Annotated in this window: 5 protein-coding genes; all 5 read right to left on the reverse strand. The window is 63.0% G+C overall.

The annotated features are described in order from the left end of the window. A partial coding sequence (locus QCE83_RS11460) for an ESPR-type extended signal peptide-containing protein (protein ID WP_309809786.1) occupies positions 1–3,129 on the reverse strand: 3,129 nt, incomplete at its 3' end. A 298-nt stretch (positions 3,130–3,427) separates the two neighbouring features. After that, complete coding sequence (locus QCE83_RS11465; RefSeq protein ID WP_309809787.1) at positions 3,428–3,832, reverse strand: nuclear transport factor 2 family protein; 405 nt, start codon at positions 3,830–3,832, stop codon at positions 3,428–3,430. A gap of 371 nt (positions 3,833–4,203) precedes the next feature. Further along, entirely contained in the window at positions 4,204–6,753 is a 2,550-nt protein-coding gene (locus QCE83_RS11470; protein WP_309809789.1) for a tetratricopeptide repeat protein, read from the reverse strand. A 440-nt stretch (positions 6,754–7,193) separates the two neighbouring features. After that, positions 7,194–13,493, reverse strand: coding sequence for a YadA-like family protein (locus tag QCE83_RS11475; protein WP_309809791.1), 6,300 nt, complete (start codon positions 13,491–13,493; stop codon positions 7,194–7,196). A gap of 386 nt (positions 13,494–13,879) precedes the next feature. After that, positions 13,880–16,174: an NADP-dependent malic enzyme gene (locus tag QCE83_RS11480; RefSeq protein WP_309809793.1), complete on the reverse strand. Its 2,295-nt coding sequence runs from the start codon at positions 16,172–16,174 to the stop codon at positions 13,880–13,882. Positions 16,175–16,398 lie beyond the last annotated feature (224 nt).

Genomic DNA, 16,398 nt, shown 5'->3' on the forward strand with positions numbered 1-16,398 from the left:
CTGGAAATACTTCGTGCCTGTCGTCGCGAGACTGTTGATCGAGTTGACCGCGTTGCTGATGTCGGTCGAGTTCTGATCGATCGCCTGGTTCGAAGCGAACAGTTGTGAGCCGTTCACTGCGTCGGTCGAGGTGCCGGAAAGACGTCCCGCCGCGACGTTGGTGATCGTGCGCTCCGCGCCTGGTGCGCCCACCGATACCGTGCTCGCCGCATTCGTGCCCGCGAACGTGTACGTGTTGCCGCCGATCGTCGCGTTCGGCGTGTTCACGACCGCAGCTGTCGTCGAAGCAGAACCAAGGGCGACGTCGTTTGCGTTGGTGGCCTTTGCATTCGCGCCAAGAGCGGTCGTGCCCACAGCAGAACCACTCGCGAATGCGCCCAGCGCCGTCGCGCCGTCTGCCGAGGCCGTCGCGAGGGGGCCATATGCACTTGCCCCGATGCCGCTCGCGCTGGACTGCGTGCCGATCGCCGTCGCGCCCTGTCCCGCAGCCGACGCTTGAGAGCCGTACGCACTCGCACCGGTGCCGCTTGCGCTGGACTGCGTGCCAATCGATGTCGCACCGACATCAGCCGCGTTCGCGGCGAAGCCCACTGCCGTCGCGCCATTGGCTGAAGCGGTCGCCTGACTGCCGTATGCGCTCGCGCCCTGGCTGCTCGCCACTGTGCCCCCGCCCGCAGCCACGGAGTCCGTGCCCGTCGCGGCCGACGCCGGGCCAGTGCTGTTGGCGTGGAAGTAGGTCGAACCGGCGGACGCGAGACTGTTGATCGAGTTGAGCGCGTTGCTGATGTCAGTCGAGTTCTGATTGATCGCCTGATTCGAGGCGAACAGTTGCGAGCCGTTCACCGCGTCGGTCGACGTGCCGGAAAGACGCCCCGCCGCGACGTTCGTGATCGTGCGCTCCGCGCCCGGCGCACCGACCGACACGGTTCTCGTCGCGTTAGTGCCCGCGAACGTGTAGGTGTTGCCGCCGATCGTCGCGCTCGGGGTATTCACGGTGGCCGCTGTCGTCGAACCGGTACCGAGTGCAACGTCGCCGGCATTAATCGCAGTTGCACCTACGCCCAGCGCCAGTGAACCTTGTCCTGCGGCGCTGGCCAGCACACCCATGGCTCCGGAGAGGTCACCGCTCGCATTTGCGCCGGTTCCGATCGCGATCGAACTATTTCCGGTGGCGGTCGACAGCGACCCCAATGCAGTTGCCGAAGCGTTCGATGCTGTGGCGAGGGCGCCATAGGCGACAGCATCATTGCCGTTCGCCGTCGCCAGCGAACCGATCGCGAGCGCGGGTGCCGTTCCCGCGACGTTGCCGCTCGCAATGGACCCTTGACCCATTGCGATCGATGCCGGAGTCAACGCCTGAGCCCCGTTCGATATCGCGACCGTATTCAACCCCGCAGCCGTTGCGTTCGGGCCGAGCGCAACGGCTGACCCCGCGCCAGATGCGATCGCCTGATTCCCGAACGCGATCGAGTTCGGCGCCGACGCTGAAGCGCTCGGTCCGATGGCCGTGGAACTCGCCCCGGCCGAAACCGCGCCCGTACCGATCGCCACCGAGTTGACGCCCGTGGCCGTCGAATCCGCCCCCGTGCTGTTGGCGTGAAAATACTGCGTGCCTGCGGTCGCAAGGCTGTTGATCGAGTTGAGCGCGTTGCTGATGTCAGTCGAGTTCTGATTGATCGCCTGATTCGAGGCGAACAATTGCGAGCCGTTCACCGCGTCGGTCGAGGTGCCGGAAAGACGCCCCGCCGCGACGTTCGTGATCGTGCGCTCCACGCCCGGCACGCCCACGGATACCGTGCTTGTCGCACCCGTGCCGGCGAACGTGTAGGTGTTGCCGCCAATCGTCGCGTTCGGCGTGTTGACGACCGGCGCCGTCGTCGAACCCACGCCGAGCGCGACATCACCGGCGTTGCCGGCCGTCGCGTGCACGCCCAGCGCGATCGCCCCCGCTCCGCTAGCCGTCGCCTGATAACCCAGGACGCCCGACAAATCGCCGCTCGCCGTCGCGCCCGCGCCGAGCGCGGTGGCGCCGATGCCCGTCGCGCTTGCACTGCTTCCCAATGCCATCGCCGCGCTGTTCGACGCCGTAGCGCCAGCGCCATAGGCGACCGCACTGCCGCCATTCGCCGTCGCGTGCGAGCCGATCGCGAGCGCGGGTTGCGCCCCCGCAACGTCGCCACTCGCAAAGGCCTGTTGACCCATCGCCATCGATGTCTGAGTCAATGCCTGCGCCCCCGTCGATATCGCGACCGTGTTCAACCCTGAGGCCGTCGTGTTCAAGCCGAGCGCGATGGCGTTGCCCGCGCCGGACGCGGTAGCTTGACTCCCGAAGGCGATCGAACTCGGCGCCAACGCCGTCGCATTCGGCCCGATCGACGTGGAATTGTTACCGGTCGAAACGGCGCTCGTGCCCAGCGCGAGCGAATTCGTCCCAGCGGCATTCGCGCTGAAACCCATTGCTGCCGAGGTAGCGCCGCTCGCCGTCGCGCCGATGCCGACTGCGGTGGCTTCAAAGCCCGAAGCGGTTGCACTGCCTCCCAGTGCCATCGCCCCGGTGTTCGAAGCCGACGTAGCGGTGCCCAATGCGATCGAACCAAGGCCGCTTGCCGTTGTGTTCGAGCCGATCGCGAGCGCGGGTGCGTTCCCTGCAGCGTCGCCGCTCGCGAAAGTTTTTGGACCGATCGCTATCGAGCCTGTCGTCAGCGCCTGCGCAAGATTCGATATCGCAACGGCATCCCCGCCGGACGCGGTCGCTTGCTTGCCAAGCGCGAGCGAGTTCAGTGCCGATGCCGTCGCGCCATTTCCCAAAGCCACAGCGTCGGTTCCCGATGCAAGCGTATGATTCGTCCCGGTCCCCCCCGCATTGCCCATGGCGATGGCGCCCACACCGCTCGATGTCGAAGCATTGCCAACCGCGATGGCGCCGTTGAAGCCAATAGCCGTCCCGCCATCGACCGAACCGGCATTGGCCGTATCCGCCATCGACAGCACTCCTCCCAGCAGCACCACCACCGCACAAGCCGCTGCAATCTTGCTGCTCGCTTTCTTTCCCCGTGCCTTTGCCGATTCCGCCACCGCGACCCACGTGCCGGTGGTCTCGTTCCACACTGTCCGATATGTCTTATTCATTTGTATGCCTAAGTCTTCAATAATGTTGCTGATACTTCATATCCGCAACGCGAGGTTCTTCAATGTCCAGGCGCTTCCCACCGGAATCACCTGACGCATCAAGCAATCGATGCCAATGCGCCGCGGTCACTGGCGCGCCATGTCGGCATTTCGGCATCACTGATTACGCAAGCTTCCACTCTTGCTTTCGGGCTTCACCCACCCTCCCCCATAGCGACTGCAGCGTTGCGGATCGACGGCGATGTCCAGGAATCCGGTCTGACCGAAACCGGCTTTCCTGGTGATGCCGCCCGTGAAATCACTCGCGTCCTTGGAGCGTCATGTGCGAAGAGACGGCTCGCCACGCGCCGTCGCGGCGCACGAACACGTCGGTGAAAGAGAACAGGAGCGCCGCCGGCTGACCGGACTGACTGAACCGGTTGGTCCCCGTGACGATCGCCGTGTCGCCGTAGGTCCTGACCTTCATGTCCTGCAATTGCTGTGTGGAACCCACGGGCGGCGGCGCTGCGCTCAACGCCGCGGCCTTGTCGCGGCGGCGCCCGTTGCTGAGCGTCTCGACGAACGAAGGGTCGAGAATGCGGTCGAGCGTCGCGATATCCCGGCTCGCGGTGGCCTGCGCCCAGGCGTTCTCGAGCGATTCGAGCGACGCGGAATCGCCCGGCATTTGCGCCATGCATTGCATGCTGGCCAATACGAGCGACATCGAGATAAACCATTTATTGCGCGCGACACAAGGTTTCATGACGTGGACTCCTATACAGCCGTTACTGCGAACAAGCGATAAAAACGCTCGTTCTGGAAATGACCTCGAGATTCGCAATCAAGCTTTCGGCAATAGCTCGCCCGCGCCGCCAAACGAGTGAAATCGTCGGCTGCGTGCGTGCAAGCGCGTTGCGTTCAAAGCGGCGGTCGCGTCACCAGAAGAAAGGGATGCGACGGATGGCAATTCCCCTGAATCGCCATATGATTGGGTATCCGAAATTTATATGCGAATATTTACCTAAGATCCGTTTAGCGTTATCAACGCGGTGGTTTCTCCCCGGGTGTCTTCCGCTTTTATCGCAGCGAAAAGATTCAGCAGGAAACGTCATGGGTCAACATCGTGTTGACCTCGGTTTTCGATGGAGTATTCGGTTGCAAGCGAAGTGCGCAGTGCTCACGCCACATGAGTTGAAACGCACGCTCCATACCCCGTGCAAAGCGCGCGCCATCCATTAATGCAGAACGCTCCATGACCGTTCTAAGTTCAGACCGAAGCTTGCGCAAGCCGCTCAGATCGCGAGCCGCCTCCACCGCCTTTTCAATGAAGCTCTCTTCCGAATCCGCGATCCAATCCGGCATGCTCAGATTGGACAGCAACGCGTGTCCCGCGCGGCTTGCCGGCGTCTGGCCGGTCATCGTGAGAACCGGCACGCCCATCCACAGGGCGTCGAGGCTCGTGGTGTGGCCGTTATATGGAAACGTATCGAGCACGATGTCGATCTCGAGATACGTATCCATATAACGCTCGCGCGGGCGGTAATCGACGAAGTAGAGACGCGATGCCTCGATCCCCGCCGCTTCGAACTTCGCCACCACCTCCTCCCGCGCACGTCCCCAGGCCAGCAGAAGCATCAAGGTTGAGCCTGGAATGCGCCGCATCGCCTCGGCCCAGAGTGCAAAAGTCCGGTCAGTGAGCTTGCACGGATTGTTCAGGCATCCGAACGTGATATGTCCCTTGTCGTCTGCCGGAAGCGCATTCACGTGGTGCGACAGATTAAGCGGCGCGTAGCACCAGAAGGTATCGGGCAGGCGAATCGATGTTTCGCTGTAGCAGTCATCCCGGTTCGAATCGGCCGGATCGAGCCATGGATCGGTGAGCCGATACTCGATTGCGCTGCTTCCCGTCGTCCCCGGATACGCCAGCCAGGCCACCTGAACCGGCGCGGGCTTTCGCGCAAAGAGCTGGGGACGCCCGCCCGCCATGTGCATGGTCAGATCGACCAGAATGTCGATGCGATCGTCCCTGATCTGCCGGGCGAGTTGTTCGTCGTCGAGAGTGTGGGCATCACGCCACGCATCCGCGAGATGCGCGATCTCGTCGGTGATGCGATCACGGATTTCGACGCTCGAATAACAAAAGACCTCGACCGCGCGATGATCGTGATTTCGCAACAGCGGCAGCATGAACAACGACTGGCAATGGTCGCGAAAGTCCGGCGAGACGTAGCCGATGCGCAAGCGCCGTTCGGGTGCCGGATCGTTCCGATACTGCACCGCCGCAGCGGCAAGCGGGGCTTCGAACCGGGCGGCGAAGCGGCGGCCTTCTTCGAGCACGTCGTAACCCGCCTCGCTGACGAAGCTGAGCGCGTAGACCAGATTCGAGTGAGCAATCAGACAGTCCGGATCGATCTCGATGGCGCTGCGAAAGCAGTTCAACGCCTCCCCGATGTTTCCCGAGTTCTTCGCCAGCAACACGGTGCCCAACCCGACGTGCGCAGCAGCGAGACGCGGCTGCAATTCGAGCACCCGGCGCGTGAGCACTTCGGCCTCGTCGAGCTTGCGCAGATTTTTCAGGAAAGCCCCGAAGTTGAAGAGCGCGCCCCAATGATTCGGGTCCACGTCGAGCGCGTGCCGGTACGCGGCTTCAGCGGCTTCGGTGCGGCGCGTCTCCGCCAGAATGTTGGCGAGATTGATCAGCGCGAGCACGAAACGCGGGCTCAATTCGAGCGCGCGACGCAACAGCATTTCCGCTTCTTCGAAACGGCGTTTTTCCGCCAGCAGACTGCCCAGCGCATTCAACGTACCGACATTGTTCGGCGACAGTTGCAGCGACATCCGGAATGTATCGATTGCCTCATTTGAACGTCCGAGCTCGTTCAAGAGCCTTGCAAGCATTTCGCTTGCACCTGCGAATTGCGGATCGGCCCGAAGTGAGTGACGCAGGGCCTGCTCCGCTTCCACTTTTCGACCCGTGTCTTTGAAAAGGGAACCGAGATTGCACAGCGCCTGTGCAAAGCCAGGTCGAATTTCCAGCGCATGACGAAATGCAGATTCGGCATCGTCGAACATTCTTTGCTCGGCCAGTACCGATCCCAGACTATTGAGTGCTTCAGGCCAATTGGGACGCAGCATGATTGCGCGGCGCAGTTGCTCGAGCGCATCGGCGCCATTACCGAGCCTCGAAAGCAATCTGCCGAAATTGAAGCGGTAATCCGCCGAGTTCGGATCGAGCTCGACAGCGCGGTGAAATGCGGCTCTCGCTTGCTCGAGCTGATTCTGTTCCTCGTGCAGCCGCGCGAGATTGGAATACGCGATGGCGAAACCGGGATCGATATCCAGTGCGCGACGCTGCGCACTCATCGCTTCCTCATAGCGCTTCTGTGCTCTCAACGCCAGCCCGAGATCGGATTCTCCAGCCGCGGTTTGAGTAATGGAGAGCGAAACCTGAATAAGCAATTCCGCTTTGGAGGGATCGCCATCCAGCAAATGAAGCACTCCCAGAAGATGATTCGCTTCGCAATGATTCGGTACTTCACTCAGGATGCCTCTGCATCGGATAGCCGACTGCATGCGGTCGCCCGCGCGAAAGCATTCCAATGCAGATTCGAAAGATTGTGAGGTGGCGAGTGCGGTGGCTTGCACGTCGGGCTTCCCTATATTGATTTGTATTGCGATCGCGCAGCGGAACAGCTGGTCCGCCGAATTGCGCTTGCACTAGTGAGGTGCGGGATGCACGCAATGTTACAACAATCAACTTATTGTTAGGAAGACGATTCAAGTCCTATTTAGGCCTTCCCTTCTATTTTCCCTGGACTCAATTGAAACAATGCACTAACCCATTTCATTAAGCTGAATCGTGAGTACGCAACCACTTTTCTGTTTATTCTGAAAACACGCGATTCGGATTTTCAGATTGATGTGTTGCCCATTATCTTGATCAGTCTCGAATTTCACACGAGGTAAGTGAAAGCATATTGGCGAAAGTATTGTTTGAATAACAGGCTTCAAACAGTGAAGTAAATCGGGTTTGTAAAAAGCAGTCGGGCGGCGTGCGCCGCCCGACTGCATTCAGCCTCGCATCATTACCACTGGTAGGAAGCGCCCCCGCCCACCGCCGTTCCTGCGGCACTGACGCCGGCGCCGAGTTTCAGCTTGACGTTCGCCGTCACGCGTGCCGAAGCGCCCAGTGCAGTCGCCTGATAGCCCTTGTAGTTGGCGGTGCCAATACCGACCGCAATGGTCTTGCCGGGATCGACATCCGGAATCATCGACAAGGCCGTCGCCGCTGCCACGCCGGCATAGGCGCCGCGCGCAACGGAACTCACCTGGCTGCCGAGCGCGGTGATCTTTTGATCCGTATAGGCGTTCGCCTGGTTCACGCCCTGCGAGAAGCTCTGGTTCAGCTGGTTCAGATTCACGGCGTCGGTGCCCTGGGTGCCGGCTGCGACGTTCGTGATCTGGCGCTCTTCACCCGCGGAGCCCACCGATACGGTGTTCTCCCGATCCGCGACCGATCTCGCGCCCAGCGCCACCGAATTCGCCGCCGACGCGTTCGCGCCGGAGCCGATCGCCGTCGCGCGCGCTCCGCTGGCGCTGGCAAGCGCGCCCATCGCGGTCGAATGCGTGCCGGTTGCGGCGGCGCCTTCCGTGTCGCGATTACCCTCGGCGGCCATGAACGGATTGTTGGCCGCGTTCGCCACGTTGGTCACGGCGCCGATCACCTCGTTCAGCTGACTCACGTTCACGGCATCGCCGCCATTGACGCCGTACGCCACGTTGTGGATGGCGGTGCCGCCGGTGTGCGTCGCGCTGTCGTAGGCGTCGCCGCTCAACGTGATGCTGCTGGTATCCGGCGTGCCGTCCGCGCGGGTGTCGTATTTCACGGAGGCATTGTTGAGCGCGTTGACGTCGGTCGAGATGTTCGAGACTTCCGTCTGCAGGCTGCTGACTGCCTGATTCGTCGCGTGGAGCTGCGAGCCGTTCACGGCGTCCGTCGAGGTGGCCGAAATGCGGCCGGCCGCCACGTTTGTGATGGTGCGTTCCGCGCCCGCCGAGCCGACGCTCAACGTGCCGACCGGAGCCGAACCCGCGAACGCGTAGTTGATGCCGTTGATGGCGATGCCCGCCGTCGCGACAGCCTCCGACGTGATCGAGTTCGAACCAAGCGCGATGCTGTTGGCATGAGTCGCCGCTGCGCCCTGACCGATGGCGATGGCATCGAGACCGGTGGCCGTCGAATCGTCTCCGGTGCTGTTCGCGTGGAAGTACTTCGTGCCCGTGGCGACGATGGTGTTGATCGAGTTGACCGTATTGCTGATGTCGGCGGTGTTCTGATCGACGGCCTGATTGGTCGCGAAGAGTTGCGAGCCGTTCACGGCATCGGTCGAACTGGCGGAGAGGCGGCCCGCGGCGACATTCGTGATGGTGCGTTCCGCGCCCACCGAACCCACCGACAACGTGCTTTCCGCATGACTGCCCGCGAAGGTGTAGTCCTTGCCGCCGATCGTCGCGCCGGCGGTGTTCTCAACGGCCTCCGTGGTCGAGTTCGAACCGAGCGCGATGTCGTTGGCGTTGGCCGCGACCGCGCCCTGCCCGATTGCGACCGAGTCCAGACCGAGGGCCGTCGAGTCATCTCCCGTGCTGTTCGTGTGGAAATACTTCGTGCCGGTGGCGACGATGGTGTTGATCGAGTTGACCGTGTTGCTGATATCAGCGGTGTTCTGATCCACGGCCCGGTTCGTCGCGAAGAGTTGCGAACCGTTCACGGCATCAGTCGAGCTGGCGGAGAGGCGGCCTGCGGCGACGTTCGTCACGGTGCGTTCCGCGCCCAGCGAACCCACCGACAACGTGCTCTGCGCATTGCTGCCCGCGAACGTGTAGTCCTTGCCGCCGATCGTCGCGCCGGCGGTATTCACCACGTCCGCCGTGATCGAGTTCGACCCGAGCGCGATGTCGTTTGCGTTCGTCGCCACCGCGCCCTGACCGATCGCGACCGCGTCCTGACCCATGGCCGACGAATCCGCGCCCGTGCTGTTCGCGTGGAAGTACTTCGTGCCCGTGGCGACGATGGTGTTGATCGAGTTGACTGCGTTGTTGATGTCGGCGGCGTTCTGGTTGATCGCCTGATCGGCCGCGAAGAGTTGCGAGCCGTTCACGGCATCGGTGGAGCTGGCGGACAGACGGCCGGCGGCGACGTTCGTCACCGTGCGTTCCGCGCCCGCCGAACCCACGGATACCGTGCTCCCCGCGTTGCTGCCCGCGAACACGTAGTCCTTGCCGCCGAGCGTCGCGTTGGCGGTGTTCACCACGTTCGCTGTCGTCGAGTTGGAGCCGAGCGCGATGTCGTTGGCGTTGCTTGCCTTGGCGCCCGACCCCAGCGCGACGGACTTCGCACCGGCCGCGTTGCTGTTGCCGCCGAGCGCTGTCGCGCCGTTGGTCGCCGACGCGCCGTAGCCCATTGCCACGGCGAACTGTCCGTTGACGCCTCCTCCCGTTGCACTGGCATAGCCACCCACAGCGGTATCACCGGTACTTCCGGACTTGGCGTGATTGCCGAATGCCGACGAGAAACTGCCGTTCGCGTTTGCATTCACGCCGACTGCCGTTGCGCCGTCGCTGCCGGTTCCGGTTGCCTTGGCCATGCCGCCGATCGCCAGGTCTCCATTGACTGACGTGCTGGATTGGTATCCGATCGCCACGTTATGACCGCCCAGGGCGGTGGCGCTGGATCCGATCGCGATCGCTTCGGAACCCGACGCCACCGAATCCGCGCCCGTGCTGTTCGTGTGGAAATACTTCGTGCCCGTGGCGACGATGGTGTTGATCGAGTTGACCGCGTTGCTGATGTCGGCGGTGTTCTGGTCGATCGCCTGATCCGCCGCGTAGAGTTGCGAGCCGTTGACGGCATCGGTGGAGGTCGCCGACAAGCGGCCCGCCGCGACGTTCGTCACTGTGCGTTCCGAACCTGCCGAACCCACGGATACCGTGCTTCCCGCATTGCTGCCGGCGAACGTGTAGGCTTTGCCGCCGATGGTCGCGCCGGCCGTGTTCGTGACTGCGGCAGTGGTGGAAAACGCACCCAACGCCACCGAGTTGTTCGTTGACGCGGTGGCTCCATAGCCAAGCGCCTCCGAGAAGCTTCCTGACGAATTCGCATGTTCTCCGATCGCCACGCCGCCATTGTCAGCCGAAACACGCGATGCCACACCGATTGCCACGCCATTCATCCCGCTCGCCGTGGCCACCGCGCCAATCACGGTGTTGTTGCCATACGCAGCGCTGTTTGCATTGGCCGACATGCCGATGGCAATGCTGCGGCCGGTTTGAAAGTCGCCGGCGGACGTCGCGGTCAGCGCCTGCGCGCCCGCGCCGATGGCGATGTTGCTGGGACCGGACGCTCCGCCCGCGCTGGCGCCGTTGCCCATCGCAATCGTGTCCTTCGCATCGGACAACGCACCCTGCCCGATGGCAATCGCATTCGAGCCTGACGCCACCGAATCCGCGCCCGTGCTGTTCGCGTGGAAGTACATCGAACCCGCGCTCTTGACGTTGTTGATCGCGGTGAAAGCGTTGGCGATATCCGTGGTGTTCTGGTTCACGGCCTGATCGGTGGCGAAGATCTGGGAGCCGTTCACGGCATCCGTCGACGTCGCCGACAACTGGCCGGCCGCGACATTCGTCACCGTGCGCTCGGCGCCCGCCGAGCCTACAGATACCGTGCTTCCCGCATTGCTGCCGGCGAACGTATAGGACTTGCCGCCGATCGTCGCACCTGTGGTGCTCACAACAGCCGCCGTGGTGGAATTGGCGCCCAGTGCGACGCTATTGGCGTCGCTTGCTTTGGCGCCGTAGCCGAGCGCCGTTGCGTTGCTTGCGGAGGCCGTCGCTTTCCCCCCGACGGCCGACGTACCGGCGGCCGTTGCGAAGGTGTTCGCGCCGAGCGCAAGCGCGTGCTCGCCTGATGAGGTCGAGTCGTAACCCAGCACGATCGCTGCATTGACGTTGGCCAAGGCATTCACGCCCAGCGCCATGGTGCCGGTCGCGGTGGCTTGCGCATTTCTTCCTATCGCCATGGCGGGATAGGTCATCGCGCCGCTCGTCGTCGCGTTCAAGCCGATCGCGATGTCTCCTGTGTATCCCGCTGTCGCCGCCTGCCCGATGGCAATCGCATTCGTACCCGAGGCCGTCGAATCCGCGCCCGTGCTGTTGGCGTGGAAGTACATCGAACCCGCGCTCTTGACGTTGTTGATCGCGGTGAATGCGTTGGTGATATCCGTCGTGTTCTGATTCACCGCCTGATCGGTGGCGAAGACCTGGGAGCCGTTTACTGCATCCGTCGAAGTCGCCGACAGCCGGCCGGCCGCGACATTCGTCACCGTGCGCTCTGCGCCTGCCGAACCCACGGAGACCGTGCTCCCTGCATTGCTGCCGGCGAACGTATAGGCCTTGCCGCCGATGGTTGCACCGGTGGTGTTGGTGACTGCGTCGGTGGTGGAGAAAGAACCGAGAGCGACCGATTTGTTCATTGATGCGATAGCCCCGTAGCCAAGGGCGGTTGCGAAGGTTCCCGACGACGTCGAATGTTCGCCGATCGTCACGCCGCCATTGTCAGCCGTCACAATCGACTCCAGACCGATGGCCACGCCATTCATTCCGCTAGCCGTGGCAGCCGCGCCGATCACGGTGTTATTGCCGTACACGGCGCTGTTTGCATTGGCCTGCGCACCGATGGCAATACTGCGGCCGGTACGAATGCCATCGTCGCCGTTCGTCGCAGTCAGCGCCTGTGCGCCCGCACCGATGGCGATGCTGCTCTTGCCGGCCGCTCCGCCCGCACTCGCTCCGTTGCCCATCGCGAGCGTGTTCTGGGCATCCGACAATGCGCCCTGCCCGATGGCGACCGCATTCGCACCCGACGCCACCGAATCCGCGCCCGTGCTGTTCGCGTGGAAGTACATCGTGCCCGTGGCAACGACAGCGTTGATCGTGTTGACGGTGTTGCTGATGTCGGTCGTGTTCTGGTTGATCGCCTGATCCGCCGCGTAGAGTTGCGAGCCATTGACGGCATCCGTCGAGTTCGACGACACGCGGCCTGCCGCGACGTTCGTCACCGTGCGCTCGGCGCCCGCCGAACCCACCGAAACAGTGCTAGTCGCGTTGCGGCCGGCATACGTGTAAGCGGTTCCGCCGATGGTCGCGCCGGTAGTGCTCACCGGAGCTTCCGTCGTTGAATTGGCACCCAGCGCAACAGAGCCTTGAATCGACGCATTCGCGCCCTTGCCAATGGCGGTGGCGTTGCCGGCCGATACGGTTGCGAAAGCGCCGAGCGCAGTACTGCCGGCGGGCACGGCATTCGCCGAATCGCCCAACGCAACGCTTGCATTGCCGTACCCCGGATTTCCAACGACGGTGTTCTTGCCAATTGCGACATTGGCATCACCTGAAGCAGACGCGTTCGTTCCGATTGCAATCAAATTGCCGTCGTGGTCGTACGTCGTACCCGTTTCCGCCTGCGCCTGATACCCCAATGCGATCGAGTTAGGCCTGTAGGCATGGCTATCCGTACCAATCGCGATCACGTTGGTCTGCCCGTCCGCATATCTGCCTGCCGTTCCCGCTAACGCACCGTCACCGATCGCGACCGCGCCCGCTCCGTATGCCATCGCGGACTGACCGAACGCCGTAGCCGATGCAGCCGACGCCACGGAGTTCGTTCCGATCGCGATCGCATCTACACCCGAAGCCGTCGAATCCGCCCCCGTGCTGTTGGCGTGGAAATACGTGGTCCCGGCGGACTTCAGGTTATTGATCGACTGGTTCGTCGCGAACAGCTGCGAACCATTCACCGCATCCTGACTCGACGTCGTGAGATCGCCCGCTGCGAGGCCTTTGATCTTGTGCGCCGTTCCCGTGCCGCCCAGCACGTTGTTCGCGCCGTTCATGTACAGGTCGCTCCACGAGTACACACCGTTCTGGCCGTACATCGTCACGTAGCCCTGCTTCACGCCGGTGATGAACGCTGGTTCGCTGGTGGTAAAGCCCGCGCCGTTGTTGGTGAAGAGGCCCCAGCCGTTCTGCACGCCGCCGGAACTCGGCAGCGCACAGTTACTGCTGTTGATGCCGTTGTCCGTGCCGTTCTCGCAGATCTCGAGTCCCGCCGCGCCACCGGCTGCCTCCGCCGGCAGGCTGCCGCCGCCCAGCGCCATCGCCAGCGAGCTCACCGCCGCCGAGATCGCCTTCTGAGTGCGCCTGGTTTTTCCCTTGGCGGTTTCAGGAGCCGCCACCCAGTTCCCGGTAGCCTCAGACCAAACAGTGCGGTGTGCCTTATTCATTTTCTGATCCTTATTGATTTGTCCATGGACACGACGCGGAGAAGGCGACATGAATCACATCGCCCGGATGACGAAGGACCTGTGCTTTGTCTGTTTCCGCTCGCGTGCGGGAACTCGTGTCAGCCGGATCGGATTCCGTCTGGAGTTCGTGCTGGAACATTAAGGTTCAGGACTATTCCCTGAAATGGCACGACTCTTAAAACCTTGCGATACGTAGGCGGCGTCTGATGGCGCTACTGTGGGGTGCGCCCGATTCCGCGAAAGCGGCGGCGCTTTGGGAAGACTGTCAAGAACTGTGCTGGAAGACTGCGATGAGGAAGAAATGAATAACGGACGCCGCAGCGCTCAGAAACCCCGCAGCTAAAAAAAACGCGGCGGAAAAATCCGCCGCGCTCTATACCGCCGTCATGCGCCTGAAGCGCTCAACTCACCTCATCTCACCGCGCCGCCGACGCATCCGCCACCAGCAGCGCCGTCATGTTGACGATCCGCCGCACCGTCGCCGACGAAGTCAGCACATGCACCGGCTGGGCCGCGCCGAGCAAAATCGGCCCGATCGCGATGCCGCTGCCCGCCGCCGTCTTCAGCAGGTTGTAGGAGATGTTCGCGGCATCGATGTTCGGCAGCACCAGCAGATTCGCATCGCCTTCGAGCGTCGATTCCGGCAGCACTTCCTTGCGCAGACGCGCATCCAGCGCGACGTCGCCATGCATCTCGCCGTCCACTTCCAGATCCGGCGCGCGTTCCTTCAGCAGCGCCAGCACGTCGCGCATCTTCTGCGCCGTCGGCGCGTTGCTCGTGCCGAAGTTCGAGTGCGACAGCAGCGCGATCTTCGGCACGATGCCGAAACGCCGCACTTCTTCCGCCGCCATGATCGTGATTTCGGCGAGCTGCTCCGGCGTCGGGTCCACGTTGACGTGGGTATCCACCAGGAAGATCTGCCGGCCCGGCAGCACCAGCGCATTCATCGCCGCATAGACGTTCGCGCCTTCCTTCTTGCCGATCACCTGATCGATGAAGTGCAGATGCCGGTGCGTCGTGCTCACCGTGCCGCAGATCATGCCGTCGGCTTCGCCCTTCTTGACGAGCATCGATCCGATCAGCGTCGTGCGCCGGCGCATCTCCAGCTTGGCCATCTGGTCGCTGATGCCCTTGCGCGCCATCATCTTCGCGTAGGTCTGCCAGAAGTCGCGATAGCGCTCGTCGTGATCCGTATCGACCACCGTGAAGTCCACGCCCGGCGTCAGGCGCAGGCCGAACTTCTGGATGCGCTGCTCGATCACCGCCGGCCGGCCGATCAGAATCGGCTTGGCGATCTTCTCGTCCACCGCGATCTGCACCGCGCGCAGCACGCGCTCTTCCTCGCCCTCGGCGAACACGATGCGCTTCTTCTCCGGCTCCACGCTGCGCGCCAGCTGGAACACCGGCTTCATGGTCGTGCCGCTGTGATACACGAACTGCTGCAAGTGCTGTTCGTAGGCGTCCATGTCCTCGATCGGACGCGTCGCCACGCCGCATTCCATCGCGGCCTTCGCCACCGCCGGCGCGATCTTCACGATCAGGCGTGGGTCGAACGGCTTCGGAATCAGGTATTCCGGACCGAACGAAAGATCCTGGATGCCGTACGCGGTCGCGACGATATCGCTCTGCTCCTGACGCGCCAGTTCCGCAATCGCGTTCACCGCTGCGACTTCCATCTCCTTCGTGATGACGGTCGCGCCGACATCCAGCGCGCCGCGGAAGATGAACGGGAAGCACAGCACGTTGTTGACCTGGTTCGGATAATCGGTGCGGCCCGTGGCCAGCACCGCGTCCGGACGCACTTCCAGCGCGAGTTCCGGCAGGATCTCGGGCGTCGGATTGGCGAGCGCGAGAATCAGCGGCTTCGCGGCCATTCCCTTGACCATGTCCTGCTTGAGCACGCCGCCAGCTGAAAGACCGAGGAACACGTCGGCGCCTTCAATCACTTCGGCCAGCGTGCGCGCGCTGGTTTCGCGTGCGAACAGTTCCTTGTCCGGGTCCATCAGTTCCGTGCGGCCCTTGTAGACCACGCCGGCCAGGTCCGTCACGAAAATGTTCTCGCGCTTCATGCCGAGATCGACGAGCAGGTTCAGGCAGGCCAGCGCCGCCGCGCCCGCGCCGGACGCCACCAGCTTCACTTCGCCGATGTCCTTGCCGACCACTTTCAGGCCGTTGGTGATCGCCGCCGCGACGACGATGGCCGTGCCGTGCTGGTCGTCGTGAAAGACCGGAATCTTCATGCGCTTGCGGCACTCGCGCTCGACGATGAAGCAGTCCGGCGCCTTGATGTCCTCGAGATTGATGCCGCCGAAGGTCGGCTCGAGCGCGGCGATCACGTCAACGAGCTTGTGCGGATCGCTTTCGTTCAGCTCGATGTCGAACACGTCGATGCCGGCGAACTTCTTGAACAGCACGGCCTTGCCTTCCATCACCGGCTTGGACGCGAGCGGTCCGATGTTCCCGAGGCCGAGCACGGCCGTGCCGTTCGACACGACGCCGACGAGGTTGCTGCGCGCGGTGAAGCGCGCGGCGTTCAGCGGATCCTCGACGATGGCCTCACACGCGAACGCGACGCCCGGCGAGTACGCGAGCGCGAGGTCGCGCTGGTTGATCATCTGCTTGGTCGGGGCGATGGCGATCTTCCCCGGGACGGGGAATTCGTGATAGTCGAGCGCTGCTTCGCGCAACTTGGTATTGGCGGGAGTCGTCATAAGGCGGGCCAGTGGTGCGGGATTTAGAATGGAAGTTCGAACGCATTGTAGCGCCAATCAGTGGGCGTTTCGGGCAGCGGCCCGTGCATTTCGGCTACAACTGCCATGACCGGAAAAGGTCTGATCGCCCGGCCAGGCAAGGCTTGCCGCCTGTCGTTCGATTTTTTTGAGACGTGCCGCGGGCGCTTTGAGGCGACGGCGGGCGCGCCTCGCTCCGTTCTTGC

This window comes from Caballeronia sp. LZ034LL (assembly GCF_031451215.1).
Taxonomy (GTDB): Bacteria; Pseudomonadota; Gammaproteobacteria; order Burkholderiales; family Burkholderiaceae; genus Caballeronia.

Coding starts and splice junctions, on each gene's coding strand:
- QCE83_RS11465 (WP_309809787.1), bottom strand. CDS start 3,832: ATGTCGCTCGTATTGGCCAGCATGCAATGCATGGCGCAAATGCCGGGC.
- QCE83_RS11475 (WP_309809791.1), bottom strand. CDS start 13,493: ATGTCGCCTTCTCCGCGTCGTGTCCATGGACAAATCAATAAGGATCAG.
- QCE83_RS11480 (WP_309809793.1), bottom strand. CDS start 16,174: ATGACGACTCCCGCCAATACCAAGTTGCGCGAAGCAGCGCTCGACTAT.